Annotated in this window: 24 protein-coding genes; 11 read left to right on the forward strand and 13 right to left on the reverse strand. The window is 70.5% G+C overall.

Going from position 1 to position 23,801, the window contains the following annotated elements:
- Window positions 1-5 precede the first annotated feature (5 nt).
- Entirely contained in the window at window positions 6-1,049 is a 1,044-nt protein-coding gene (locus AC1XX3_RS09920) for an aspartate-semialdehyde dehydrogenase (RefSeq protein ID WP_483320922.1), read from the reverse strand.
- A 104-nt stretch (window positions 1,050-1,153) separates the two neighbouring features.
- On the opposite strand from AC1XX3_RS09920, the gene AC1XX3_RS09925 reads away from it, so the two are divergent.
- A complete protein-coding gene (locus AC1XX3_RS09925; RefSeq protein ID WP_483320923.1) occupies window positions 1,154-1,930 on the forward strand; it encodes a CPBP family intramembrane glutamic endopeptidase in 777 nt (258 codons plus the stop codon).
- 8 nt (window positions 1,931-1,938) lie between these two features.
- On the opposite strand, the gene AC1XX3_RS09930 is transcribed toward AC1XX3_RS09925, so the two are convergent.
- Complete coding sequence (locus AC1XX3_RS09930; RefSeq protein ID WP_483320924.1) at window positions 1,939-2,868, reverse strand: proline dehydrogenase family protein; 930 nt, start codon at window positions 2,866-2,868, stop codon at window positions 1,939-1,941.
- Window positions 2,869-2,940: 72 nt separating this feature from the next.
- The gene (locus AC1XX3_RS09935; protein WP_483321181.1) at window positions 2,941-3,774 is read right to left on the reverse strand and encodes a sugar phosphate isomerase/epimerase family protein; all 834 of its coding nucleotides are present in this window, start codon (window positions 3,772-3,774) and stop codon (window positions 2,941-2,943) included.
- A gap of 128 nt (window positions 3,775-3,902) precedes the next feature.
- Between AC1XX3_RS09935 and AC1XX3_RS09940 the strand changes: the two genes are divergently transcribed.
- The 6 genes from AC1XX3_RS09940 (at window position 3,903) to disA (ending at window position 10,070) form a co-directional block, all read left to right on the forward strand.
- Window positions 3,903-4,670: a DUF3109 family protein gene (locus AC1XX3_RS09940; protein WP_483320925.1), complete on the forward strand. Its 768-nt coding sequence runs from the start codon at window positions 3,903-3,905 to the stop codon at window positions 4,668-4,670.
- Between the two features lie 117 nt (window positions 4,671-4,787).
- Window positions 4,788-5,423: a VOC family protein gene (locus tag AC1XX3_RS09945; RefSeq protein WP_483320926.1), complete on the forward strand. Its 636-nt coding sequence runs from the start codon at window positions 4,788-4,790 to the stop codon at window positions 5,421-5,423.
- A 50-nt stretch (window positions 5,424-5,473) separates the two neighbouring features.
- Window positions 5,474-6,184, forward strand: coding sequence for a class I SAM-dependent methyltransferase (locus tag AC1XX3_RS09950; protein WP_483320927.1), 711 nt, complete (start codon window positions 5,474-5,476; stop codon window positions 6,182-6,184).
- A 67-nt stretch (window positions 6,185-6,251) separates the two neighbouring features.
- Window positions 6,252-7,340, forward strand: a complete 1,089-nt coding sequence (gene hisC, locus AC1XX3_RS09955; RefSeq protein WP_483320928.1) for a histidinol-phosphate transaminase — start codon at window positions 6,252-6,254, stop codon at window positions 7,338-7,340.
- A gap of 88 nt (window positions 7,341-7,428) precedes the next feature.
- Window positions 7,429-8,865, forward strand: a complete 1,437-nt coding sequence (radA, locus tag AC1XX3_RS09960; protein ID WP_483320929.1) for a DNA repair protein RadA — start codon at window positions 7,429-7,431, stop codon at window positions 8,863-8,865.
- A gap of 134 nt (window positions 8,866-8,999) precedes the next feature.
- Complete coding sequence (gene disA / locus AC1XX3_RS09965; RefSeq protein WP_483320930.1) at window positions 9,000-10,070, forward strand: DNA integrity scanning diadenylate cyclase DisA; 1,071 nt, start codon at window positions 9,000-9,002, stop codon at window positions 10,068-10,070.
- Between the two features lie 22 nt (window positions 10,071-10,092).
- On the opposite strand, the gene AC1XX3_RS09970 is transcribed toward disA, so the two are convergent.
- On the reverse strand, window positions 10,093-10,476 hold the full coding sequence (locus AC1XX3_RS09970) for a hypothetical protein (protein WP_483320931.1): 384 nt from the start codon (window positions 10,474-10,476) through the stop codon (window positions 10,093-10,095).
- On the opposite strand from AC1XX3_RS09970, the gene AC1XX3_RS09975 reads away from it, so the two are divergent.
- The 4 genes from AC1XX3_RS09975 to AC1XX3_RS09990 all read left to right on the forward strand — a co-directional run bounded on the left by AC1XX3_RS09975 (window position 10,463) and on the right by AC1XX3_RS09990 (window position 13,256).
- On the forward strand, window positions 10,463-10,897 hold the full coding sequence (locus AC1XX3_RS09975; protein WP_483320932.1) for a hypothetical protein: 435 nt from the start codon (window positions 10,463-10,465) through the stop codon (window positions 10,895-10,897). The two genes, AC1XX3_RS09970 and AC1XX3_RS09975, sit on opposite strands and share 14 nt — an antisense overlap.
- Window positions 10,898-11,017: 120 nt before the next feature.
- Window positions 11,018-11,890 (forward strand): HhH-GPD family protein, encoded by an 873-nt coding sequence (locus AC1XX3_RS09980; protein ID WP_483320933.1) that lies wholly within the window; start codon window positions 11,018-11,020, stop codon window positions 11,888-11,890.
- Window positions 11,891-12,006: 116 nt separating this feature from the next.
- Complete coding sequence (locus AC1XX3_RS09985) at window positions 12,007-12,399, forward strand: GntR family transcriptional regulator (RefSeq protein ID WP_483320934.1); 393 nt, start codon at window positions 12,007-12,009, stop codon at window positions 12,397-12,399.
- Window positions 12,396-13,256, forward strand: coding sequence for an aldo/keto reductase (locus tag AC1XX3_RS09990; protein ID WP_483320935.1), 861 nt, complete (start codon window positions 12,396-12,398; stop codon window positions 13,254-13,256). Before AC1XX3_RS09985 ends, AC1XX3_RS09990 begins: the two co-directional genes overlap by 4 nt.
- Before the next feature lie 24 nt (window positions 13,257-13,280).
- On the opposite strand, the gene AC1XX3_RS09995 is transcribed toward AC1XX3_RS09990, so the two are convergent.
- From AC1XX3_RS09995 to AC1XX3_RS10035, 9 genes are all read right to left on the reverse strand, one after another.
- On the reverse strand, window positions 13,281-13,631 hold the full coding sequence (locus AC1XX3_RS09995) for a DoxX family protein (RefSeq protein ID WP_483320936.1): 351 nt from the start codon (window positions 13,629-13,631) through the stop codon (window positions 13,281-13,283).
- Window positions 13,632-13,769: 138 nt separating this feature from the next.
- Window positions 13,770-14,654: an EamA family transporter gene (locus tag AC1XX3_RS10000; RefSeq protein ID WP_483320937.1), complete on the reverse strand. Its 885-nt coding sequence runs from the start codon at window positions 14,652-14,654 to the stop codon at window positions 13,770-13,772.
- 60 nt (window positions 14,655-14,714) lie between these two features.
- On the reverse strand, window positions 14,715-15,398 hold the full coding sequence (locus AC1XX3_RS10005; protein ID WP_483320938.1) for a response regulator transcription factor: 684 nt from the start codon (window positions 15,396-15,398) through the stop codon (window positions 14,715-14,717).
- A complete protein-coding gene (locus AC1XX3_RS10010) occupies window positions 15,391-16,587 on the reverse strand; it encodes a sensor histidine kinase (RefSeq protein WP_483320939.1) in 1,197 nt (398 codons plus the stop codon). Before AC1XX3_RS10010 ends, AC1XX3_RS10005 begins: the two co-directional genes overlap by 8 nt.
- 24 nt (window positions 16,588-16,611) lie before the next feature.
- A complete protein-coding gene (locus tag AC1XX3_RS10015; RefSeq protein WP_483320940.1) occupies window positions 16,612-17,766 on the reverse strand; it encodes a hypothetical protein in 1,155 nt (384 codons plus the stop codon).
- A gap of 197 nt (window positions 17,767-17,963) precedes the next feature.
- Window positions 17,964-20,504, reverse strand: coding sequence for an ATP-dependent Clp protease ATP-binding subunit (locus tag AC1XX3_RS10020; RefSeq protein ID WP_483320941.1), 2,541 nt, complete (start codon window positions 20,502-20,504; stop codon window positions 17,964-17,966).
- A 260-nt stretch (window positions 20,505-20,764) separates the two neighbouring features.
- The gene (locus tag AC1XX3_RS10025; protein ID WP_483320942.1) at window positions 20,765-21,103 is read right to left on the reverse strand and encodes a histone-like nucleoid-structuring protein Lsr2; all 339 of its coding nucleotides are present in this window, start codon (window positions 21,101-21,103) and stop codon (window positions 20,765-20,767) included.
- Window positions 21,104-21,169: 66 nt separating this feature from the next.
- Entirely contained in the window at window positions 21,170-22,093 is a 924-nt protein-coding gene (gene nadC / locus AC1XX3_RS10030) for a carboxylating nicotinate-nucleotide diphosphorylase (RefSeq protein ID WP_483320943.1), read from the reverse strand.
- Window positions 22,090-23,796, reverse strand: a complete 1,707-nt coding sequence (locus tag AC1XX3_RS10035) for an L-aspartate oxidase (RefSeq protein ID WP_483320944.1) — start codon at window positions 23,794-23,796, stop codon at window positions 22,090-22,092. The genes nadC and AC1XX3_RS10035 overlap by 4 nt, the downstream gene beginning before the upstream one ends.
- Window positions 23,797-23,801: the final 5 nt, after the last annotated feature.

A 23,801-nucleotide genomic window follows, 5' to 3' on the forward strand; every position in this document is an offset into this window, starting at 1 on the left:
GCGCCTCAGGCCCGTCCGCGGACGAGCTGCTCGCTGACGATCTCTGCGATCTGCACCGCGTTCAGCGCAGCGCCCTTGCGCAGGTTGTCGTTGGAGATGAACAGGACCAGTCCTTTGCCGGCCGGTGCCGACTGGTCGGCCCGGATCCGACCGACATAGCTCGGGTCGCGCCCGGCCGCATCCAGCGGGGTGGGCACGTCCATCAGTTCGACCCCTGGGGCGGCTGCCAGCAGAGCGGTGGCCTGTTCGGGGCTGAGGTCGCGTGCGAACTCGGCATGGACCGCCATCGAGTGGCCGGTGAAGACGGGCACGCGTACGCAGGTGCCGGCGACCAGCAGGTCCGGCAGGTGCAAGATCTTGCGGGACTCGTTGCGGAGCTTCTGCTCCTCGTCGGTCTCGCTCGAGCCGTCATCGACGATCGAGCCGGCCAGCGGCAGCACGTTGTAGGCGATCGTCTTGGCGTACTTGTTCGGCGCCGGGAACTCGACGGCACGGCCGTCGAACGCCAGGCCGGCGGCCTGGTCGGCGGCGGCCCGGATCTGATGGTCGAGCTCGGTGACCCCGGCACCGCCGGAGCCGGAGACCGCTTGGTAGGTGGCGATCTGCAGCCGGACCAGGCCGGCGGCCTGGTGCAGCGGGGCCAGCACCGGCATCGCGGCCATGGTGGTGCAGTTCGGGTTGGCGATGATGCCCTTGGGCGGGTTCAGGGCGTCGCCGGGGTTGACCTCGGAGACGACCAGCGGCACCTCGGGGTCCATCCGCCACGCGGAGGAGTTGTCGATCACCACGGCACCGGCCGCGGCGACCCGCGGCGCCGTCGAGAGCGAGGCCGTCTTGCCGTTGGAGAACAAGGCCAGGTCGAGCCCGGAGAAGTCGGCGGTGTCGGTGTCCTCGACCGTGATCGTGCCGTCCTGCCAGACGAGCTCCTTGCCGGCTGAACGCGCGGACGCGAAGAACCGCACCTCGGTCGCCGGGAAGTTCCGCTCCTGCAACAGGGTCCGCATTACGCCGCCCACCTGACCGGTGGCTCCGAATATCCCAACACGCATGGCGACAGCCTACGGCCGCCGCCGTGAGCGGGGGCAATCGTCTCCGTCTCCGGGAAATCGCTGACCGGCGGGCGGGCGCTGCCAGGTCGGGCCAAGATGGTCTGGTGGCAACCCCTTCCTCCCCGACTGCGACGCTCGACGATCGACGGCTGGGCTGGGAGGTGGTGGTGGTGCTGGCCCTCTCGCTCGGTCAGTCGGCGGTCTACTCGGTGCTGCGGATCGTGGAGCGGCTGACTCGCGACGTGCCGCTGAACCAGCAGACGTCGACCCTGAACCCGTCCACCACACCCGACCGGCCGTGGCTGGACCTCATCTACCAGCTAACCAACATCGCCTTCGCTCTCGTCCCGGTGGTGCTGGCGCTCTATCTGCTCGGGCGCACGTACCCCAGGCCGGGTCAGGCCATCGGTTTCGACCTGCGCCGGCCGGGCTTCGACGCCGCCTTCGGTCTCGCCATCGCCGCCGCCATCGGCATCCCGGGTCTGGCGCTCTATCTCGGTGCGCGCGAGCTGGGGCTGAACACCGAGGTGCAGGCGTCAGGGCTGGGCGGTGCCTGGTGGACAGTGCCGGTGCTGATCGCGTCCGCGGCGCAGAACGCCGTCCTGGAGGAGGTGATCATGATCGGCTATCTCTTCACCCGGTTGTCGCAGCTCGGCTGGCGACCGATAACGATCTTGCTCACCAGTGCCGTGATCCGTGGCTCGTACCACCTCTATCAGGGCTTCGGCGGGTTCGTCGGAAACCTGATCATGGGAGTGGTCTTCGGCCTGATCTATCTCCGCTGGCGGCGGGTCGGTCCGCTGGTGGTCGCGCACACGCTGCTCGACGTGGTCGCCTTCGTCGGGTATGCGCTGGTGGCTCCGCACGTCAGCTGGCTGTGACGCGCCGATCAGTCCTTGGACACCAGGCTGCGGGCGAAGAAGGTCAGGTTGGCCGGCCGCTCAGCCAACCGCCGGACGAGATAGCCGTACCAGTCGGTGCCGTAGGGGACGTAGACCCGAACCTGATGACCGAGGTTGGCCAGCCGCTGCTGCTCGGTCGGCCGGATGCCGTAGAGCATCTGGAACTCGTAGCTGTGCGGAGCTCGCTCGGCGCCGCGGGCGAGGGCTTGAGCGATCTCGACCAGCCGCGGGTCGTGGGTGGCCACCATCGGGTAGCCCTTGCCGGCCATCAGGATCTTCAGGCACCGGACATAGGACTTGTCCACCTCCGCGGGGTCGGTGAAGGCCACGCTCTCCGGCTCGGCGTACGCGCCCTTGCACAACCGGACCCGCGAGCCGGCGGTGTCGAGATCGCGGCAGTCAGCCTCGGTGCGGTGCAGGTAGGCCTGCAGCACGGCGCCGGTGCCGGGGAAGTCCTGGCGCAGCTCGGCCAGCACCGCCAAGGTGGAGTCGGTGGTGGTGTGGTCCTCCATGTCGAGGGTGACGGTGGTGCCGGCGTTGCGCGCCGCCCCACAGATCATCTGGGCGTTCTCCAACGCGATCTTCTCCCCGTCGCCGGGCAGCAGCTGACCCAGCGCCGACAGCTTGACCGAGACCTCCGCCGACCTGGTCAGACCGGCGTCGCGCAGCCTCGCCAGCAGGTCCACGTACGCGTAGGCCACCCGGTCGGCCTGGCTCTGGTCGCGGGTGTCCTCGCCGAGGTGGTCGATGGTCGCGGTCAGCCCGGCGCCGGCCAGCCGGCGGGTGGTAGCGACGGCGCCGTCGGCCGACTCTCCGGCCACGAAGCGGGCGACAACGTCGCTGGTGACCGGCATGCTCGTCACCAGCTTCTTGATCGTGTCGCTGCGGGAGACACCCAGCAGGGTTCGGCGGAGCATCGGACCTCCTCGTCGTACCGGCCGTGGGCGAAGATCCTGCAGCGCCGGTCTCAGAGTGACTCTAACGTCTCCTCAGAGCCGGTTGGCGACCCCGCCACCATCGACTGCGTAGGAGGGCACCACCGGCGCCGCCAGGTGCAGCCGGGCGAAGGCGAGCGACTCGGCCAGATCCGCCTCCCGCTGGGCCCGGGTGGCCGACTTGCGCGAGTTGAGCTCGAGCACGACGTGACCCGCATAGTCGGTCTCGGCCAGATACTCCAACACCTTGTCGGCCTGCTGGTCGCCGCGGCCGGGCACCAGGTGCTCGTCCTTGATCGAACCGGTGCCGTCGGTGAGGTGCACGTGCCGCAGCCGGTCGCCCCAGGAGCGGGCCAGGTCGAGCGACTGCTGGCCGGAGGTGGAGGCGTGCGAGAGGTCGAGGGTGAGGTCGGCGTAATCCCGCTCGGTCGGGTCCCAGCCGGGCAGGTACGCCTTGAGCTCGCCGCCCGGGGTGCGCCACGGATACATGTTCTCGACGCAGAAGGTGATGCCGGTGCTCTCGGTCAGCCGCTTGATTCCCTCGATGAACCCCCGGGCGTACTCGCGCTGCCAGCGGAACGGCGGGTGGACGACCACCACGTCGGCGCCGAGTCGCTGCGCCGCCTCCGCCGACCGGTCCAACTTGGCCCACAGGTCCGTGCCCCACACCCGTTGGGTGATCAGCAGGCACGGCGCGTGCACCGCCACCACCGGGATGCCGTGGTAGTCGCGCAGCTTCTCCACGGCGTCGATGTCGGCCGCAACGGGGTCGATGCCGACCATCAGCTCCACCCCGTCGTAGCCCAGCCGTCGGGCCAGCTCGAAGGCGCTGGAGGTCGTCTCCGGATAGACCGAGGAGGTCGACAGCGACACTTTGGCGCGCGGCACCTTGATCAGGCGCCCGTCCGCGGCGCGCACAGGGTGGTCAACAGACTGGTCAGGCACACCGTCCAGCGTAGTCCGTGGCCCACGACCGTCGCCATGATTGCCCGGCCGCCGGCCCGTACAGTGGGGCCGTGCCCGAAGTCTCGCTGCCCTTTCCCCGCGCCTTCGTGGAGTTCACCGACCCCGCCGACGCCGACCAGATCTTCCGCTGTGACCTCACCTGGCTGACCTCACGATGGTCCTGCATCTTCGGCCAGGGCTGCCAGGGCATCTACGCCGACCGGCCCGACGACGGTTGCTGCACGTTGGGAGCCCACTTCGCCGACGCCGACGACGAGAAGCGGGTCCGCAAGGCGGTCAAGCAGCTCACGTCGGCGCAATGGCAACACAAGAAGGACGCCAAGGTCGGGGGGTGGGTCGAGCTCGAAGGACCGGAGACGGTGGCCGAGGGTGAGAAGCCGGCCCGCAAGACCCGCGTCGTCGACGGCGCCTGCATCTTCCTCAACCGGCCGGGCTTCGTCGGTGGCGAAGGTTGCGCACTGCACTCGTTGGCCCTCAGCCAGGGCCGCGACTTCTTGGAGACCAAGCCGGACGTGTGTTGGCAGCTGCCCATCCGCCGTCAGTTCCGCACCGTCACCCGCACCGACGACACGACGTACACCGAGGTCAGCATCGGCGAGTACGGCCGCGACGGCTGGGGACCCGGCGGTCACGACCTCGACTGGTACTGCACCGCCAACACCGAGGCGCATCACGGCGTCCGCCCGGTCTATCAGGAGAACCGCCCCGAGCTGGTGGCTCTGATGGGTCCGGCGGCGTACGCGATCCTGGCCGAGATGTGCCGCACCTTCGAGGACCGGCCGGGCCGCGCGATGCGACACGCCGCCGACCCGGCCTGATACCCCGTGTCCAGCCCGCCCAAACAGCGAAACGACACGCCATAGCACAGCGTGATGGGGCACCCTGCCCCGTCACCCCTGACTTCTGCTGCGTTGTGCACATGCAGAATGAAAGACATGCATCTGGATCACCTCTCGTTCGCCGCTGGACCCGAAGGCCTGACCGGGACGACGGAACGCCTGGCTGAGCTGCTCGGCGCGCAGTTCCATGACGGGGGGTTCCACCCCCGATTCGGCACCCGCAACCAGATCCTGCCGCTGGCTGACGGCCAGTATCTGGAGGTGGTCGAGGTGCTCGACCACCCTGCCGCCGACAAGGCCCCCTTCGGCCAAGCCGTCCGCGCTCGCTCGGCGATGGGCGGCGGATGGCTCGGCTGGGTGGTGGCCGTCGATGACCTCGCTCCGGTCGAGGAGCGGCTCGGTCGAGAAGCCGTGCCCGGCAACCGCCATCTGCCCGGCGGCGGGATGCTCGAGTGGCGCCAGATCGGGGTGAAAGGGCTGCAGTCGGACCCACAGCTGCCGTTCTTCATCAAGTGGCTCAGCGACCCCAAGGAGCACCCCTCGGTCGGTGGCAAGGAGATCGAGCTGCGCAAGCTCGAGATCGCCGGCTATCCCGAGCGCGTCGACGACTGGCTGGGCGGCGAGGCCGACAAGATCCTGCACGATGTCGAGATCGAATGGATCGCGCCCAACGGCCAGCCCGGTCTGGTCGCCGTCAACTTCAGCACCCCGCGCGGCGAGGTTCGCATCTGAACGCGTCTCCCCCCGGTCCGCTCGGACCCACCGGTGCGAGTGAGCTGAGCGTGGGTGACCTGGGCGTGGTGGCGGGCGCCATCCCGGCGCCGAACATCTGGCAGCACACCGAGGTGTACGAGCTGGAGAACCGCAGTGTCGACCCCGAGCACCGGATCGAGGCGGCGATGGCCGCGTTGGCTCCCTGGGAGGGGCGGCGCTTCCTGGATCTCGGCTGTGGCACCGGCTTCCATCTCCCCCGCTGGTCGGCGGCCCGGTCGGTGGTCGGGGTGGAGCCGCATCGCCGGCTGGCCGCCCTGGCCCGGGAGCGGGTACGCCGACTGGCGAACGTGACGGTGATGGTGGGCACGGCCCAGCAGGTCCCGTTGCCGGATCGCAGCGTCGACGTGATGCAGGCCCGGTGGGCCTACTTCTTCGGTCCCGGCTCGGAGCCTGGGCTGCGGGAGCTGGACCGGGTGATGGCGCCCGGTGGCACTGCGTTCGTGATCGACAACGACGCCTCCCGCTCGACCTTCGGCCGGTGGTTCCGCACCGCGTACCCGGCGCTCGACCCGGAGGTGGTGGCAGCGTTCTGGTCCGCGGCAGGCTGGCACCGCGAACAGCTGGATATCAGCTGGCGGTTCGAGCGGTTCGCCGATCTCGCAGCCTGCCTGCAGATCGAGTTCAACTCCACACTGGCCACCGACTTCGCTGCCGAGGCGTGGCGGAGTGGGCGGTTGGAGATCGACTATGCGGTCGACCTGTGGTGGCGGCGATACTGAGGTCCGCTCCGGCTGGGCGGCGCGACCGGTCAGCAGCGCCCCTGCCGGCCGGTGAGAGACTGGGGCCATGCCCGTCCAGATCCGTCCCGCGATCGCCTCGTTGCCCGTCTATCGGGCCGGCAGACCCGCGCCGATAGGACCGGGGGGCGCGTCGTTCAAGCTGTCCAGCAATGAGAACCCGTACCCGCCGCTGCCCGGCGTCATGGAGGCGGCCGAGATCGCCTGCGCGCAGATGAACCGTTATCCCGACATGGGCAACGCGGCGATGACCGCGGCCGTCGCCGAGCGCTTCGGCGTCGCACCCGAGCAACTGGCCTTCGGTACCGGATCGGTCGCGGTGCTCTACCACCTGCTGCAGGCGGTGTGTGATCCCGGCGACGAGGTCGTCTACGCCTGGCGCAGCTTCGAGGCATACCCGATCGCCGTTCAGGTCTGCGGCGCGGTGCCGGTCCCGGTGCCGCTGGGACCGGGCGCCGTGCACGATCTCGATGCCATGGCGGCGGCGATCACCCCTGCGACCAAGGTGGTGCTGCTGTGCACGCCGAACAACCCGACCGGACCCGCCATCGAGCACGCGGCGCTGCTGAGCTTCCTTGATCGGGTCCCCGAGAACGTTGTTGTGGTGGTGGACGAGGCGTACGTGGAGTTCGTCGTCGACCCGGCCGCGGCACGCGGTCTCGAGCTGCTGGTCGGTCGGCCCAACGTTGCGGTGCTGCGGACCTTCTCCAAGGCGTACGGGCTGGCGGGCTTCCGGGTCGGCTTCTGCGTCGCCGAGGAGACCATCGCCTCGGCGGTGCGAGCCGTGTCGCTGCCGTTCGGGGTGTCCGCGGTGGCGCAAGCCGCGGCGGTGGCCTCGCTGGCCGCCGAGGCCGTCCTGATGGAGCGGGTCGCCGATCTGGTGGCCGAGCGGACCCGGCTGGTCGACGGGCTCCGCGGGCTCGGATTCGAGCTGCCCGACACCCAGGCCAACTTCGCCTGGCTGCCGGCCGGAGAGCTGACCGCCGCGTGGGCCGAGTCCTTCGCCGCCGCTGGGGTGATGGTGCGTCCGTATGTGGCCGGGGTGGCCGAGGACGGCATCCGGATCACTGTGGGCGAACCCGAGGCGACCAGCCTGGTGCTCGAGGTGGCCGCCACGCTGCCGCACCGCGCCGGCTGAGGGCCACCGACCCCAGTCCCGGGCGCCACGAAGCAGGGCGCGCGGCCGGATCGACACAACTGTCGGTGGTCGGCTCTAGGTTTGCTCCATGGCGAAGACGACGGCTCGACCCTCCCACCACTGCACCGAATGCGGTTGGACCAGCGTGCGGTGGGTCGGTCGCTGCGGCGAGTGCCAGACCTGGGGCAGCGTGGTCGAGGCCGGCGCCCCGAAGCTGGCGTCGGTCCGTTCGTCGGTCCCGCTCAGCAAGGCGGTGCCGATCAGCCAGGTGAGCGCGGATGCAGCCTCCCGCACCCTGACCGGGGTGGGCGAGCTGGACCGCGTCCTCGGCGACGGGCTGGTCCCCGGGGCGGTGGTGCTGCTGGCCGGCGAGCCCGGCGTGGGCAAGTCCACCCTGCTGCTCGAGGTCGCCGCCCGGTGGGCGAAGGAGGGTCGCACCACGCTGTATGTCAGCGGCGAGGAATCGGCGGCCCAGGTGCGGCTGCGAGCCGGGCGGACCGACGCGCTGGCCGACCAGCTCTATCTCGCGGCGGAGACCGACCTGGGCACCATCCTGGGCCACATCGAGGAGGTGGCGCCGTCGATGCTGGTGCTGGACTCGGTACAGACCATCGGCACCGCCGAGGCCGACGGGTCCCCCGGCGGCGTCACCCAGGTGCGCGAGGTGACCGCCGCCCTGGTCCGGGTGGCGAAACGACGCGGGATGGCGGTGATCATCGTCGGCCACGTGACCAAGGACGGCGCGATCGCCGGCCCCCGACTGCTGGAGCACCTGGTGGACGTCGTGCTGGCGTTCGAGGGCGACCGGCACTCGGGCTTCCGGATGGTGCGGGCCACCAAGAACAGGTTCGGGCCGGCCGATGAGGTCGGCTGCTTCGAGATGGGTGAGAACGGCATCGTCGAGGTGACCGACCCCTCGGGACTGTTCACCTCCCAGCACTCCGAACCGGTGCCGGGCACCTGCATCACCGTCAGCATGGAGGGCCGCCGGCCGCTGCTGGCCGAGCTGCAGGCCCTGGTCGCACCGTCGGCCCTGCAGTCGCCCCGGCGGACCATGCACGGTGTGGACCCGGGTCGGCTGGCCATGGTCCTGGCCGTGCTGGAACGACGCGCGAAGGTGCGGCTCTACAACCGCGACGTCTACGTCTCCACCGTGGGCGGCGCCAAGGTCGGCGATCCGTCAGCCGACCTGGCCGCCGCCATCGCCGTGGCCTCGGCCGCGTTGAACCGGCGGCTCACCAGCCGACTGGTGGCCATCGGCGAGGTGGGCCTGGCCGGCGAGCTGCGTCGGGTGCCGGGCACCGACCGGCGGCTTCAGGAGGCGGCCCGGCTCGGCTTCACCGACGCGATCATCCCGGCCGAGTCCAACCAGGCGGCCGACCGGTTGACCACGATGCGGTACGGCATCCGGGTGCACGCGGCGTTCACGATGGTGCAGGCGCTGCACAGCCTGGACCTCACCGGCCGGGACGAGCAGGAGGCGAAGACCATTCCGTTCCCCCGCGGAGACTCCCAGGAGGCCTGATCCCAGCAGCCGATGCTGGCCGGCGTCGCCGTGGCCGCAGTGCGGGAGCCGACAGGTCCGGGCCGAACCCGTAGGATGACGGCCAGCGGTCCGCGGAGTCAGCGGGCCGGACGCGGAGGGACGGGACAATCATCGTGGCGTTGGACTCTGCCCCGCGCTGTCGACTGCTCGATCACCTGGCGACGATGGCCCCGGGGACGCCGCTGCGCGAGGGGTTCGAGCGGATTCTGCGCGGCCGGACCGGCGCGCTGGTGGTGCTCGGGCACAGCCGCGACGTGCAGCAGATCTCGACCGGCGGCTTCGTCTTGGACGTGCCGTACAGCCCGACCGCGCTGCGCGAGCTGGCCAAGATGGACGGCGCCATCATCATCGACACGAACGGCTTCCGGATCGTCCGCGCCGGCGTGCACCTGATGCCGGACCCGAGCATCGACACGGTCGAGACCGGCACCCGGCACCGGACCGCCGACCGGGTGGCACGCCAGACCGGGCTGCCGGTGGTGTCGGTGTCGGCGTCGATGTCGACCATCTCGCTCTACATCGACCATGACCGCCACGTCATCGAGGACTCCGAGTCGATCCTGTCGCGGGCCAACCAGGCACTGCAGACGCTGGAGCGCTACAAGGCACGGCTGTGGGAAGTCACCGCCCGGCTGTCCTCACTCGAGGTCTCCGACCAGGTGACGATCAAGGACTTCGCCCTCGTCGCCCAGCGGCTGGAGATGGTGCGCCGTCTTGACGCGGAACTGAGCGGCTACGTGGTCGAGCTGGGCACGGACGGACGGCTGCTGACCTTGCAGCTGCACGAGCTGCGCGGCGGCGTCGACGAGCTGCGGGACCTGCTGGAGCAGGACTACCGACCAGACGACCCCACCCGCACCTTCGGTTTCGACGGCCTGAAAACCCTCAACACCACCGAGCTGCTCGAGCCGCTGGCCGTGGCCCGGGCGGTGGGCTTCACCCACAGCGAGCATCTCGACAGCCGCATCACCACCCGCGGCTATCGCCAGATGGCACAGATCAACCGACTCCCGCACGCGTTCGGGGTCCGACTGATCGAGCACTTCGGCAGCCTGCAGGCCCTCTTCGCCGCGAGCAGCGCCGAGCTGCAGCAGGTGGAGGGAGTCGGCGAGAGCCGGGCCCGGATCATCCGCGACGGCCTGGTCCGGCTGGCCGAGTCGGCATACACGGAGCGGATGGACTGAGCGCGCTCAGATCGGACCGGGATCAGGGGCGCAGCGTCATCGCCAGCTGAACCGGCTTGGCGCCCTTGAGCTGCGAGGTCGCGTAGTAGGTGCCGGGTCGGGGAATCTCTGGACGGTTCTTGCAGTCCTTGGCCGACCGGCGTCCGTTCCAGGTCAGCTGCCACTCGACAGCTTCTTCGCTCGGCAACACCTTGGTGACCGGCTTCACGGCCCGGCTGCAGTCGTTGGTGCTCCAGATCCGGTCGGTGCCGGAATAGATCTTGAGCTCGAAGTTCTTCGCGCTGACCTCGACCCGACAGGTGCTGGGCCCGCCGTTGATCAAGGACAGCCGGAAGGTGTTGTCTTGGCGCGGACGCAAGCTCTGTTTGCCGCGAAGCGTCGCCCGCAGCTCGGTGGCCTTGCACATCGGTGTGGCGGCGGGCTTGCTCGAGGGCTGCTTGGACTTCGACGGCTTGGACTTCGACGGGGTGCTCGACTTCGACGAGGGCGGCTTCGAGCTGGACGTCGCCGACGGATTCGGAGTCGAAGACTTCTGCGTCGGGGCGGTCGAGATGGTGGAGCTCGATGTTGACTCAGCCGACGGCGTCGGGGCCGGGCTGGTCGCGTCGACGGTCGGCCCCGCGGTCGGCGAGCCGGTCTGCTCGCTGTCGGTCGCTGACGGCGTGGGCACGGCCGGGACGGCCTTCTCATCACCCCGGGCGTTGCCGATCAGCGCCGTCACGACGGCGATCACCGCGACCACGGCGACGATCACCAGGACGCGTCGCAGCCAGTACCTCTGGGGCGGCTCCGGCCCCACCGGGTGCAGCACGGTCGTCATGGGCTGAGCCTAGGGAGCCGGCGCCCCACCGTCCTTCCGCCACGCCGCGCCGACCGCAGCCGGACCCGCCGATCGCGACTGAACCGGCGGTTCGGACTCCCCGGCCCGTCCCGGTACGGTGACGCCCATGACGAGGACGGCGGTGGTCAGCGCGATACTGCGCTGGTACGACGCATCGGCCCGCGACCTGCCCTGGCGCCGCCCCGAGGCCACACCGTGGGAGGTGATGGTCAGCGAGTTCATGTTGCAGCAGACCCCGGTCGCCCGGGTGCTCGTTCCCTGGCAGACCTGGGTCGATCGCTGGCCGACGCCCGCCGCCCTGGCCGCCGCACCGGCCGGTGAAGCGGTCCGGGCCTGGGGACGGCTGGGCTATCCGCGTCGCGCCCTGCGGCTGCACGCCGCCGCGGTGGCGATCACCGACCAGCACGGCGGTGACGTCCCGAACGAGCACGCCGCGCTGCTTGCCCTGCCGGGGGTGGGCGACTACACCGCGGCGGCGATCGCCAGTTTCGCCTTCGGCCAGCGTCACGTCGTTCTGGACACCAACGTCCGCCGGGTGCTCGCCCGGGTCACCAGCGGCGTTGAGTTCCCCGAGGCCACCCCGACCCGGGCGGAGCGCGCGGTGGCCGAGGAGTTCCTGCCGACGCGCCCTGCCCGTGCTGCCCGCTGGGCGGTTGCCTCGATGGAGCTCGGCGCGCTGATCTGCACAGCACGGTCTCCGCGCTGTGCGGCCTGCCCCGTACGACGCCATTGCGCCTGGGTGGCGGCCGGCTCGCCGCGCTGGACCGGCCCGCCGCGCACCGGCCAGACGTACGAGGGGACTGACCGCCAGTGCCGGGGCGCCCTGTTGGGCGTGCTGCGCTCCAGTGACATCCCGGTTCAACGCGCCGAGCTGACCGCGGCCTGGCCGGACCCGGCGCAGCGCGAGCGGGCGCTGGCGTCGCTGATCGCCGACGGGCTGGCCGTCATCACCGACGACGCGGTATCCCTGCCGTCCTGATCCCCCGCACCCTCCCACGCCGATCGGCGCCGCCGCGCCCCGTCCGCGGCGAGTCGCCCCTGCTAGGTTTTCCGCTCGAGCATCGACCCCAGGGCTCGACCAGGAGGCCCGACCACGTGTTTCGCATCGACCCGGCTTCGCCGGTGCCGCCGTCCGAGCAGCTGCGTAGCCAGGTTGCGGCAGCCGTCGCCGACGGCAGCCTGACCCGCGGCGCCAAGCTGCCGACCGTACGCCAGCTGGCACTCGACCTCGGGCTGGCCGCGAACACCGTGGCCAAGGCGTATCGCGGCTTGGAGTCGGACGGGGTGATCGTCACCCACGGGCGTCGCGGTACGTTCGTCACCAGCGAGACCCTGGACAGCGGCGACGCCGCGCTGGCCGAGGCCGCCGCCGGCTACGTACGGCTGGCGCGACAGCGTGGTCTGTCCGCCGCCGAGACGGTACGGCTGGTGGAGGACGCCTGGGCGGATCGCGGCCCGCACCCGACCGGCGAAGGAGCCCCCGCATGACGAGCACCGACCTGACCAGCACCGAGCACCCTGTCCCGACCGTGACGCTGCGCAACGGCGCGGCGATGCCCGTCCTCGGGCTGGGCACCTGGCCGATGAAGGGCGCGGCGGCCACCACAGCGGTGCGGACAGCGCTGGAGCTCGGCTATCGCTCGATCGACACGGCGGAGAACTATCGCAACGAGGAGGCCGTCGGTCAGGCCATCCGAGAGTCCGGCCTCGACCGGTCGGAGATCTTCGTGACCACCAAGTTCAACCGGGAGTGGCACAGCGTCCACGGCGCCCGCACCGCCTGGGAGAACAGCTGCCGGCGGCTCGGCGTCGACTATCTCGACCTGCTGCTGATCCACTGGCCCAACCCCGACCAGGACCGCTACGTCGACGCCGTGCGTGGCCTGGAGGCGCTGCGGGAGCAGGGGCTGGTCCGCGCCATCGGCACCTCGAACTTCAAGCCGGCCCATCTGCAGCGGGTGATCGACGAGACCGGCGTGATCGTCGACGTCAACCAGATCCAGCTGAGCCCCTACACCACCCGAGACAGCTCGCGGGCGTTCGCCGCCGAGCACGGCATCGTCACCGAATCCTGGAGCCCCATCGGCGGGTCCGGTGAGGACCTGCGCTCCGACCCGGTGCTGGCGGAGGTGGCCGCGCGGCACGACCGGACGGTGACCCAGATCGTGCTCCGCTGGCACCTCCAGCTCGGGCTGGTCACCGTGCCGAAGTCGGCGAACCCAGGACGCATGGCCGAGAACCTGGCGGTGTTCGACTTCACCTTGACCGATGACGAGATGGCGACCATCAGCGCGCTGGACCGGGGCGAGTCCGCCGCCACGGACTCCGACCACGCCGGTCACTAGCCGAGGCTGACACCCCGACCGGTGTCAGCGGACCAGCAGCTGCAGCACCAGGGCCGCCACAGACATCCCCAGCAGACCGGCGGCAGGCTGGAGATCGGGGTCCTTCACCCGCAGGTGGGCCACCACGGCGCAGACGAAATAGGCCACCAACCCGATCGCAGCCGCGACCCCCAGCGGCATCCAGACCAGCAGTCCGACCACCAGCCCGGCGGCACCGGCGAACTCCACCAGCGCCAGCATCCACATCCTCTCGGTCGGAAAGTGCACGGCCTGCATCGACGCGGCGACGGCCGGCACCTTGCGCAGCTTGCCCACGCCGGAGGCGAGCAGGACGACGGCGAGGATGACCGTGACGGCCAGGGCGGCGGTGAACATGGTGCTCCTTGCGAAGAGATACGTAGCGGGTCGGCCCGCAGCACCGGAAGTATGCCGGATACCTCACGTCGTGGTCAGCGGTTTTATGCCTCGATAGGTCGATCGCGACCGGCGCGTGCCAACACCCCCGCAGGAGCGCTACACCACCGGCTCCGCCGCCGGACGTGCGGTTCGGGTCGCCCCGACGCTGGCCACCACGACACAGCCCAGCGCCAGCCACTGGTTCCAGCCGAGAAACTCCGCCAGCAAGATCATCGCCGCGACCGCGGCCACCGCCGGTTCCAGGCTCATCAGGATGCCGAACACCCGCGGGGGAATTCGGCGCAGCGCAGTGAGCTCCAGGCTGTACGGGATCACCGACGACAGCAGTCCCACCGCGACGCCGAGCAGCAGCACCTTCGGCTGCAGCAAGGTGGCGCCGGCCTCGGCCACCGCGGGCCCGGCCAGGACCAGCGCGCCGACCAGACTGGCCACCGCGAGCCCGGACAGCCCGGACCAACGGCGCCCGGTCTGCGCACTGAGCAGGATGTACGCCGCCCACCCGGCCCCCGCCAGCAACGCGAACAGCACCCCGGGCACCGTCAGGTTCGAGCGGCTGAAGCCGAGCAGAGCGACGCCGACCGCCGCCAGGCCCACCCACAGCAGGTCGCGGGGGCGCCGCGACCCGGCCACCGCCACCACCAGCGGCCCGAGGAACTCGATGGTGACCGCGACCCCGAGCGGGATCCGGGCGAACGACTGATAGATGGCCCAGTTCATCGTCATCAGCGACACCCCGAAGGCGAGCGCCACCCCCCAGTCCGCCCGGCTACGTCCCCGCAGCCGCGGCCGAACCACCAGCGCGAAGATCACCGCCGAGGTGACCAGCCGCATCCAGACCATCGCGGTGGGCGGCACCAAGTCGAACAGGTCCTTGGCGATCGCTGCGCCGAACTGGACCGAGAAGATGCCGCCGACCACCAGCCAGACCGCGGGGATCCGCTCGAGCGCTCCGGTCGGCAACGAGGTCGGGGCGGGCGGCACCCGCCCACTCTGCCATGCGAGCGCGCACCGGCACGTGGCCGGCCTGCCGCCACGGCCGCCTCACGACCCGGACAGGTCCACCAGGCCACGGCTGTAGGCCAGGACCACCGCGTGGGTCCGGTCCCGGGCGCCCAGCTTGCGCAGAACCGCGGCGACCTGGCTGCGGACGGTCTCCACCCCCACCACCAACCGGTCGGCGATCGCGGCGTTGGACAACCCCTCGGCCATCAGCTCCAGCACCGCGTGCTCCCGGTCACTCAGGACAGGACCGGCGTACGGCTCCGGTCGGCGCTGTCGCAGCGCCAGGTCCCGGATCGCGGCGGGGAAGAGCAGGCCAGTGCCCCCGGCGACGGTCCGGACGGCCGCCACCAGCGCGTCAGCGGTGGCCCGCTTGAGAATGAAGCCTGCGGCGCCGGCCCGCAACGCGTCGAAGACGTACTCGTCACTGGAGAACGTAGTCACCACCAGCACCTTGGGCGGGTCGGGCAGTGCCAGCAGCAGCTCGGTGGCGCGGATGCCATCCACGTCGGGCATCCGCACGTCCATGCACACGAGGTCCGGCTGAAGACGACGGACGAGGCCCACCGCCTCGGCCCCGTCGCCGGCCTCCCCGACCACCTCCAGGTCCGGCTCGCCGTCGAGGATCATGCGCAGACCCTGCCGGACCAAGGGCTCGTCGTCGACGAGCACCAGCCGAATGATGTGCTGCGGTTCGCGCAGCTGGGCGGGAGGCGGCTCACTCACGGCCGGCCCCCGTGGGGATCTCGGCCCGGAGCACCCAGTGGGTGTCGACCGGCCCGGCGCTGATGGTGCCGCCGAACAGGGCCACCCGCTCCGCGATGCCGGTCAGACCGCGACCGCTCCCCTGCCTCGGGTGGGGCGCCGAGGGCAGCTGGTTCCGCACCTCGACGACGAGCCGGTCCCGAGCACGCCCGAGCTGCAGCTGGACCGGTCCGGCGCCGGCGTAGCGCTGCGCGTTGGCCAGGGCCTCGGACACGATCCGGTATCCGGTGCTCGACACCAGCCGAGGGAGTGCGCAGTCGGAGCCGAGGTCGGCCTCGAGCTCCATCCCCGCGGACCGGTACGCCGACACGAGCCCCGGCAACCGCCCCAGATCCGGCTCCGGTGCGCGTCCGGCGGCGTCTTCACGAAGTAACCCCAGCATGGCGTCGAGTTCGTCGGCCGCGTCCCGCGCGGTGCTCTCGATGCTGCCCAGCGCCGCTTCGGCCCGCCCAGGGTCTCGGGCCAGCACCCGTCGACCTGCGGCTGCCTGAACCCCGATGATGGTGAGCGCGTGACCGATCCCGTCGTGCAGCTCTCGCGCGAGCCGGGTGTGCTCGGACTCGGCCTGCAACCGGGACAGCGCCACCTCCAACCGGTCCTGCGCCGTCGGTCCCAGCAGCCGGGCGGCACACCAGGCCGACCACCGGCCGAGTGCGTACGTGCCGGCCAGCAAGCCGATGATCGCCGCCACCCCGAGCCCGAGCGCGACCGCCGGAGGGGCCGGCAACACCCGCAGCCCGGCCAGAACCACGGAGCGACCCTGCAGGCTCGACGCGACCAGGACCACCGTCCCGGGCAGCAGGCCGAACAGGAACGCCGCCGCCAGCAGGCCGGCCACGAGGTGCAGGAGGACGGTGACCACCGTCCGCCAGCGGTGCTCGGGGCGGGGCCGACCGGGTTGCACCAGATCGGAGGTGACCCCCAGCAGCGTCCGCGCCGAGGTCACCTCCAGCTCGCGGGTGCCCGGGAGCAAACCGATCAACAGGGCGGGGACGAGGCAACCCGCGGTCAGCGCCAGCGACGCCGCACCGACCTGTTGGGCCAGGGTCTGCGCCACGCTGAGCAGCAGCAGCAGCGCGGCCAGTCCGATCGCGGCGCCGACCAGCAGCCACACCGTCCGCAGCGCCGCCCTGCGCAGCCCGTGCCTCATCTGCCCATCCTCTGCCGCCGACGCTCAGCGCGTGACCCGGCGCGACAACGCATAGCCCCAGACGGCCAGCGCCAGTGCTGGTCCCCAGATCCAGAAGGGGAAGATCAGCGTAGCCCCCAGACGCTCCGTCAGGCTCAGACCGCTGAACACCGTCTCCCCGGGCTCGGGCACCAACGTCCCACGGAGCATCGGCAGGGCGGACAGGCACAGGGCGGCGGCGACCAGGCCACCGGGGATCGTGGCCGCCCGGACCGGCACCGGACGACCTGACCAGTAGGGCATCCAGCGAGGGAACACCACGCCCCAGGGGCGGATCAGCCCACAGGTCAGCACAGTGCCCAGCACGGCTGCACCACCCAGCAGCAGGCCCCAGAGCCGGATCTCCGGGTCGACGGCTTCACCGGGGTTGATCAAGGGCCAGGGGGTGAGCCAGCTGGCGCGGATGGTGGCGTACGGGAGCGGGCAGACGGCTGCGAGCACCGTGAGGCCCCGCCGGTGCCGCAACACCCAGCCCGCCAGCTCGGACGAGGACCCGCTGGACCTCAGGCCTGCGCGCAGGACCAGTGCCCAGCAGAGGGCGCCGGCGGTGACCAGCACGGCCAGGACCAGCTGGAGGGCGTTGCCTGCGAAGCCGGCTCCGAGTTTGCCGACCAGCCCGGCGAGGTGGCCGGGCGACATGGTGCCGGTGACGACTCCCCAGGCGGCCACCGCCCCCAGCACGGCCACGGCGAACCACCGCAGCCGCCGGTAGCGCCGGATGACCTGCACGATCAACCACCCGATCCCCACGGGCAGAGCCATGGCGATCAGGTAGCCGGCCAGCGTGATCGTGCTCATGGACCCGACGAGCAAGGCACCGACCAGCTGGACGACGGCCACGGTGAGCAGCATGCGGCGAGTCCCGCGGGCGGCCGGACGAGCCTGCGCCACCGTGCCGGCCAGGAAGCCGACCGCGCCGAGCGCGACCAGCACGAGGGTGGCGCCGGTGACCCCGAGGAGGGCCCGGACCAGCGCCGCATCGGCGTCGAGCAGAGGGTTCGAGGCAGGGTGGGCCAGAAACCAGACACCTGCGGTCAGGAGGGCGACCGAGCAGGCGCCGGCGGCGCCGACCAGGGCTCGGCTGAAGGTGAGCGGGCTGTTCGTGAGCCGGGCTGGGCCGGCGGGCGCTGTCTGAGACATCGGGACTCCGATCGGTGCGGTTGACCCTCCCTACGCTCGTCGACCCGCGCACCAGGCGGGTCCCCCGATCGGGTGAACTCACCCGTCTACCGGGTGAACCAGGTCCGGCGTCGCTCGGCGCACCGGCACGACGGCCCGGACAGCACAAAGCCCCCGCTACCGGAAGGTAGCGGGGGCTTTGTGGGTGGAGCGGTAGGTCAGTCCTTGGGCTCGGTGCCCTCGGCCAGACCTTCGATGTCGAGGATGCCCTCGAACTCCACCGGCGGGGTGTCCGGCGCAGGCGTACGCCGGTTGCCGGTGAAGGTGAACGGGAACTCCGACCCCGGGTCGGCCACGTCGACGACGACGATCTCGCCGGCCTTGAGCTCGCCGAACAGGATCCGCTCCGCCAGGTGATCCTCGATGTCGCGCTGCAGCGCACGGCGCAGCGGCCGGGCACCCATCACCGGGTCGAACCCACGCTGGGCGATCAGGCTCTTGGCGGCAGGGGTCAACTCGACACCCATGTCGCGGTCCTTGAGCCGGCCCTCGACCTCGGCCAGCATCAGGTCGACGATCCGCTCGATGTCGGTCTGGGTCAGCTGGCGGAACACCACGATCTCGTCCACCCGGTTGAGGAACTCGGGACGGAAGTGCTGCTTGAGCTCGTCCGCCACCTTCGCCTTCATCCGCTCGTAGGAGCTCTCGGTGTCACCGGACTGGCTGAAGCCCAGGGTGACGCTCTTGGCGATGTCGCGGGTACCCAGGTTCGTGGTCATAACGATCACGGTGTTCTTGAAGTCGACAACCCGGCCCTGCGCGTCGGTCAGTCGACCTTCGTCCAGGATCTGCAGCAGTGAGTTGAAGATGTCCGGGTGGGCCTTCTCGACCTCGTCGAACAGCACCACCGAGAACGGCTTGCGACGGACCTTCTCGGTCAGCTGGCCGCCCTCTTCGTAGCCGACGTAGCCGGGAGGCGAACCGAACAGCCGCGACGCCGTGTGCTTCTCGGAGTATTCGCTCATGTCGAGTGAGATGAGCGCGTCCTCGTCACCGAACAAGAACTCGGTCAGCGCCTTGGTGAGCTCGGTCTTGCCGACGCCCGACGGGCCGGCGAAGATGAACGAGCCGCTCGGGCGCTTCGGGTCCTTCAGACCCGCACGGGTCCGCCGGATCGACCGGGACAGTGCCCGGACGGCGTCGTTCTGGCCGATGTAGCGCTTGCCGAGCTCCTCCTCCATCCGGAGCAGGCGGGCCGACTCCTCCTCGGTGAGCTTGAACACCGGGATGCCGGTCGAGGACGACAGCACCTCGGCGATGGTCTCCTCGTCCACCTCGGCCACGACGTCCAGGTCGCCGGACTTCCACTGCGCCTCCCGCTCGGAGCGGGCGGTGAGCAGCTTCTTCTCGTCGTCGCGGAGGCCGGCGGCGCGCTCGAAGTCCTGCGCGTCGATGGCTGCTTCCTTCTCCAGCCGGACTGCGGCGATCTTCTCGTCGAACTCCCGCAGGTCCGGCGGCGCGGTCATCCGACGGATCCGGAGCCGGGCACCCGCCTCGTCGATCAGGTCGATCGCCTTGTCGGGCAGGAACCGGTCGGAGATGTAGCGGTCGGCCATCTGAGCGGCCGCCACCAGAGCCTGGTCGGTGATGGTGATGCGGTGGTGCGCCTCGTAGCGGTCGCGCAACCCGCGGAGGATGTCGATGGTGTGGGAGATGGACGGCTCAGCCACCTGGATCGGCTGGAAACGACGCTCCAGCGCCGCGTCCTTCTCGACATACTTGCGGTATTCGTCGAGGGTGGTCGCGCCGATCGTCTGCAGCTCGCCACGGGCCAGCATCGGCTTGAGGATGCTGGCGGCGTCGATCGCACCCTCGGCGGCACCGGCGCCGACCAGGGTGTGGATCTCGTCGATGAACAGCACCACGTCGCCGCGGGTCTTGATCTCCTTGAGCACCTTCTTGAGCCGCTCCTCGAAGTCACCGCGATAGCGCGAGCCGGCCACCAGGGCGCCGAGGTCGAGGGTGTAGATCTGCTTGTCCCGCAGCGTCTCGGGCACGTCGCCGCGGACGATGGCCTGGGACAGGCCCTCCACGACGGCGGTCTTGCCGACGCCGGGCTCACCGATCAGCACGGGGTTGTTCTTGGTCCGCCGCGACAGGACGGTCATCACGCGCTCGATCTCGGTCTCGCGGCCGATGACGGGGTCGAGCTTGTTCTCGCGGGCCGCCTGGGTCAGGTTGCGACCGAACTGGTCGAGCACCATCGACGACGACGGGGCGCTGCCGGATTCGGGCGCACCGGAGGTCGCGGATTCCTTGCCCTGGAATCCGGACAGCAATTGCAGGACCTGATTGCGTACGCGATTGAGATCGGCACCCAGTTTCACCAGAACCTGAGCGGCGACACCTTCGCCTTCACGAATGAGCCCGAGCAAGATGTGCTCGGTGCCGATGTAGGAGTGATTGATCTGCAAGGCCTCACGCAGGCTGAGCTCGAGGACCTTCTTGGCACGGGGAGTGAAAGGAATGTGCCCACTCGGGGACTGCTGTCCGTGCCCGATGATCTCTTCGACCTTCTGACGGACGGCTTCGAGCGAGATACCCAGTGACTCCAGTGCCTTCGCCGCTACACCCTCACCCTCGTGGATGAGCCCGAGCAGGATGTGCTCGGTGCCGATGTAGTTGTGGTTCAGCATGCGGGCCTCTTCTTGCGCCAACACGACGACGCGACGGGCCCGATCGGTAAACCGCTCAAACATGATTGCTCCTCGCTTTGGATGCCGAGTAGGGACCCACACTAGGAGGGCCGGCATCTGTGACCAACTCTAGTCGGACCGTTTCGACGCAGGCAGCGTCGCGGTGTAACGAGCGTGGAAGAACCACGCAACGATCCGGAGTTCGCCCAGTACAACCACCGACTACCGCCGTGTGTTCCACATCGCGGCGGCTCTGGGCGAACAACTCGTTCGCCCAGAGCGCAACGCGGCGGACAACCTTCGCGGTCGGATCCGGGTGGATCTCAGCCGTGCGCCTGCTCGTACGCCTCGCGGATCTCGGCCGACACCCGCCCGCGCGAGCTCACCTCGTACCCGTTGTCGGCCGCCCAGGCACGAATGTCGCTGGTGTTGTTCGACGACGTCGATGCGGCAGCGGCGGCCGGCTTGGTGCCGCGCCGCCGACGTCCGCCGACCTTGCGGCCGTTGGCGACCCACGGAGCGAGCGCGTCGCGCAGGGCGGCAGCGTTCTCCTCCGACAGGTCGATCTCGTACTCCGCGCCGTCCAGGCCGAAGGTGACGGTCTCGGTCGCGACCGAACCGTCGAGATCGTCTTCGAGGACGATCTGAACTCGTTGCGCCATGTGTTTTCCTCTGCTGTCGTCGTGCGAATCACCTAACCCGAAAAGATTAGCGGATTCGGTCGACGTTCAAGAAACGAAATCCAACGCAATATCCAGAATGGGTGCGGAATGTGTGATCGCACCCACCGCCACGAAGTCCACTCCGGTACGCGCCACAGCCACCGCCGTGTCCACTGTCAAACCGCCGCTGGCCTCGAAGCGGGCCTTTCCTGAATATTTATCAACTATTGATTTCATGGCGTTCACCGACATGTTGTCGAGCAACACCTCGTCGGCTCCGGCCTCGATCACAGCCTCGGCCTGCTCGGGCGTGGTGACCTCCACCTGGACCACCAGGTCGGGGAAGGCGGCGCGCACGGCCCGGTAGGCCGGCACCACCCCGCCGGCTGCGATGACGTGGTTGTCCTTGATCAGCGCGGCGTCGGCCAGGCAGAGCCGGTGGTTGACGCCGCCACCGGCGCGCACGGCGTACTTCTGCAGCATCCGCAGCCCGGGGATCGTCTTGCGGGAGTCGCGTACCCGGGTGGAGCTGCCGTCCAGCGCCCGCACCCAGGCGGCGGTGGCGGTGGCCACCCCGGACATCATGGTGAGCAGGTTCAGTGCCACCCGCTCGGCGGTCAGCAGGGCCCGGCTGTTGCCGCTCACCCGCAGCAGCACGTCACCGCGCTGCACTTCGGCGCCGTCGTCGACCAAGCAGTCGATGGTGAAGTCCCCCGCCGGTGCGCACACCACCCCGACGACGTACGCCGCCACGGCCACACCGGCCACCACGCCCGGTGCGCGGACCACGAACTCCCCCACCGCGGTCGCCTCAGCCGGGACCGTCGCGTAGGAGGTGACGTCCACCCCGGCCCCGGTGCCCGGCGGCAGCACGCCGCGGCCGCCCAGGTCCTCGTCGAGCGCCTCACGGACGATGGTGTCCACGGCGGTCACGTCGAGCCCCAGCTGGTGGACCCAGTCGGCCAGCGCGGTGAGGTCGGAATAGGTCATCGAAGCTCCTCGGTCTCAGACGGTGCGAACTCGTGCTGCAGGCGGTCGCCATCGGCCGCCACCCGCAGATGGCCCCGCCACTCGTCGCGGCGGCCTTCGACGTCGTCGCGCCAGTGCGCGCCGCGGGACTCCTGTCGTATCCGGGCCGAGGTCGCGACGGCGGTGGCCACCGTGATCAGGTTGGTCGCCTCCCATGCCTCCAGCCCGGGCACGGAGCTCTCCACCTCGGCTAGCGCGGCCAGGTCGGTCAGGCAGCGGTCGAGGCCGGGGGCATCCCGCAGGCCGCCGGCGTTGCGGCTCATGGTCTGCTGCAGGGCGGGCACCACCGACCCGTCGACCAGACCGGTGGGTCGGGCGTCGGTCGCCGGGCGGCGCTGGAGCGGCAGGTCGCGGTGCAGCGCGGCGGCGATCCGCCGGGCGAACACCAGACCCTCGAGCAACGAGTTCGAGGCCAGCCGGTTCGCGCCATGCACCCCGGAGGAGGCCACCTCGCCGCAGGCGTAGAGACCGGCCAGGTCGGTGGCCCCGTCGAGGTCAGTTTCCACCCCGCCGCAGAAGTAGTGGCAGGCCGGTGCGACCGGGATGAGGTCGGTCACCGGGTTGATGCCGACCTGGCGGCAGCTCTGCAGGATGGTCGGGAACCGCACCCGCCAGAGCTCCTCGCCCAGCATCCGGCCGTCGACGAAGACGTGGTCGGAGCCCTCCTTGGCCATCTCCTTCATGATCGCCTTGGCCACGACGTCACGGGGGGCAAGCTCGGCCAGGTCGTGCTGGCCGAGCATGAAGCGCTCGCCGCGGGCGTTCAGCAGGTGGCCGCCCTCGCCACGGACGGCCTCGCTGACCAGCGGCAGCTGGCCGCGGGCACCGGGTCCGAGGTAGAGCACCGTGGGGTGGAACTGGATGAACTCGACGTCGCGCAGCCGGGCACCGGCACGCAGGGCCGCCGCGACCCCGTCACCGGTGGACACGGGCGGGTTGGTGGTGGCGGCGTAGACCTGGCCGATGCCGCCACTGGCCAGCACCACGGCTCGGGCATGCACTGCGCCGACACCGCCGCGGGTCCCTTCCCCCATGACGTGCAAGGTCACCCCCGCCACCCCGGGGCGCTCCCCCGGGCCGGTCTCGGCGGGGATCAGGTCGAGGGCGAGAGCGTGCTCGATGATCTCGATGGCGGGATCGGCCCGGACCGAGGAGACCAGCGCCCGCTCGATCTCGGCTCCGGTGGCGTCCCCGCCGGCGTGGGCGATCCGGTTGCGCAGATGCCCGCCCTCGCGGGTCAAGGCGAGCTCTCCGGTCGCCTCCCGGTCGAACTCCGCTCCACGGGCGATGAGCTTGGCGACTTCGTCCGGGCCCTCACTGACCAGCACCCGGACCGACTCCTCGACGCAGAGGCCGGCTCCGGCCACCAAGGTGTCGCGGACGTGCTGCTCGACCGTGTCCCCCTCGCCCTGGACCGAGGCGATGCCGCCCTGCGCCCATGGGGTCGACCCGGCCGCCACCACGCTCTTGGTCACCACCAGCACCCGACCGAGGTCGCGGCACTCCAGCGCGGCAGTCAGGCCGGCGATGCCGGAGCCGACGACCACCACGTCGACCTCGTGCACCCATCCCGGGGTCTCCGCGGCCAGGCGCCGCGGCAGGGCGGGGAGAACATCCGGCCCGGTGATGGTGGCGATGGGTGAGCTGGTGACGTCGGGCAGCATGGGCT

The sequence above is a fragment of the Microlunatus sp. M237 genome (assembly GCF_056896895.1).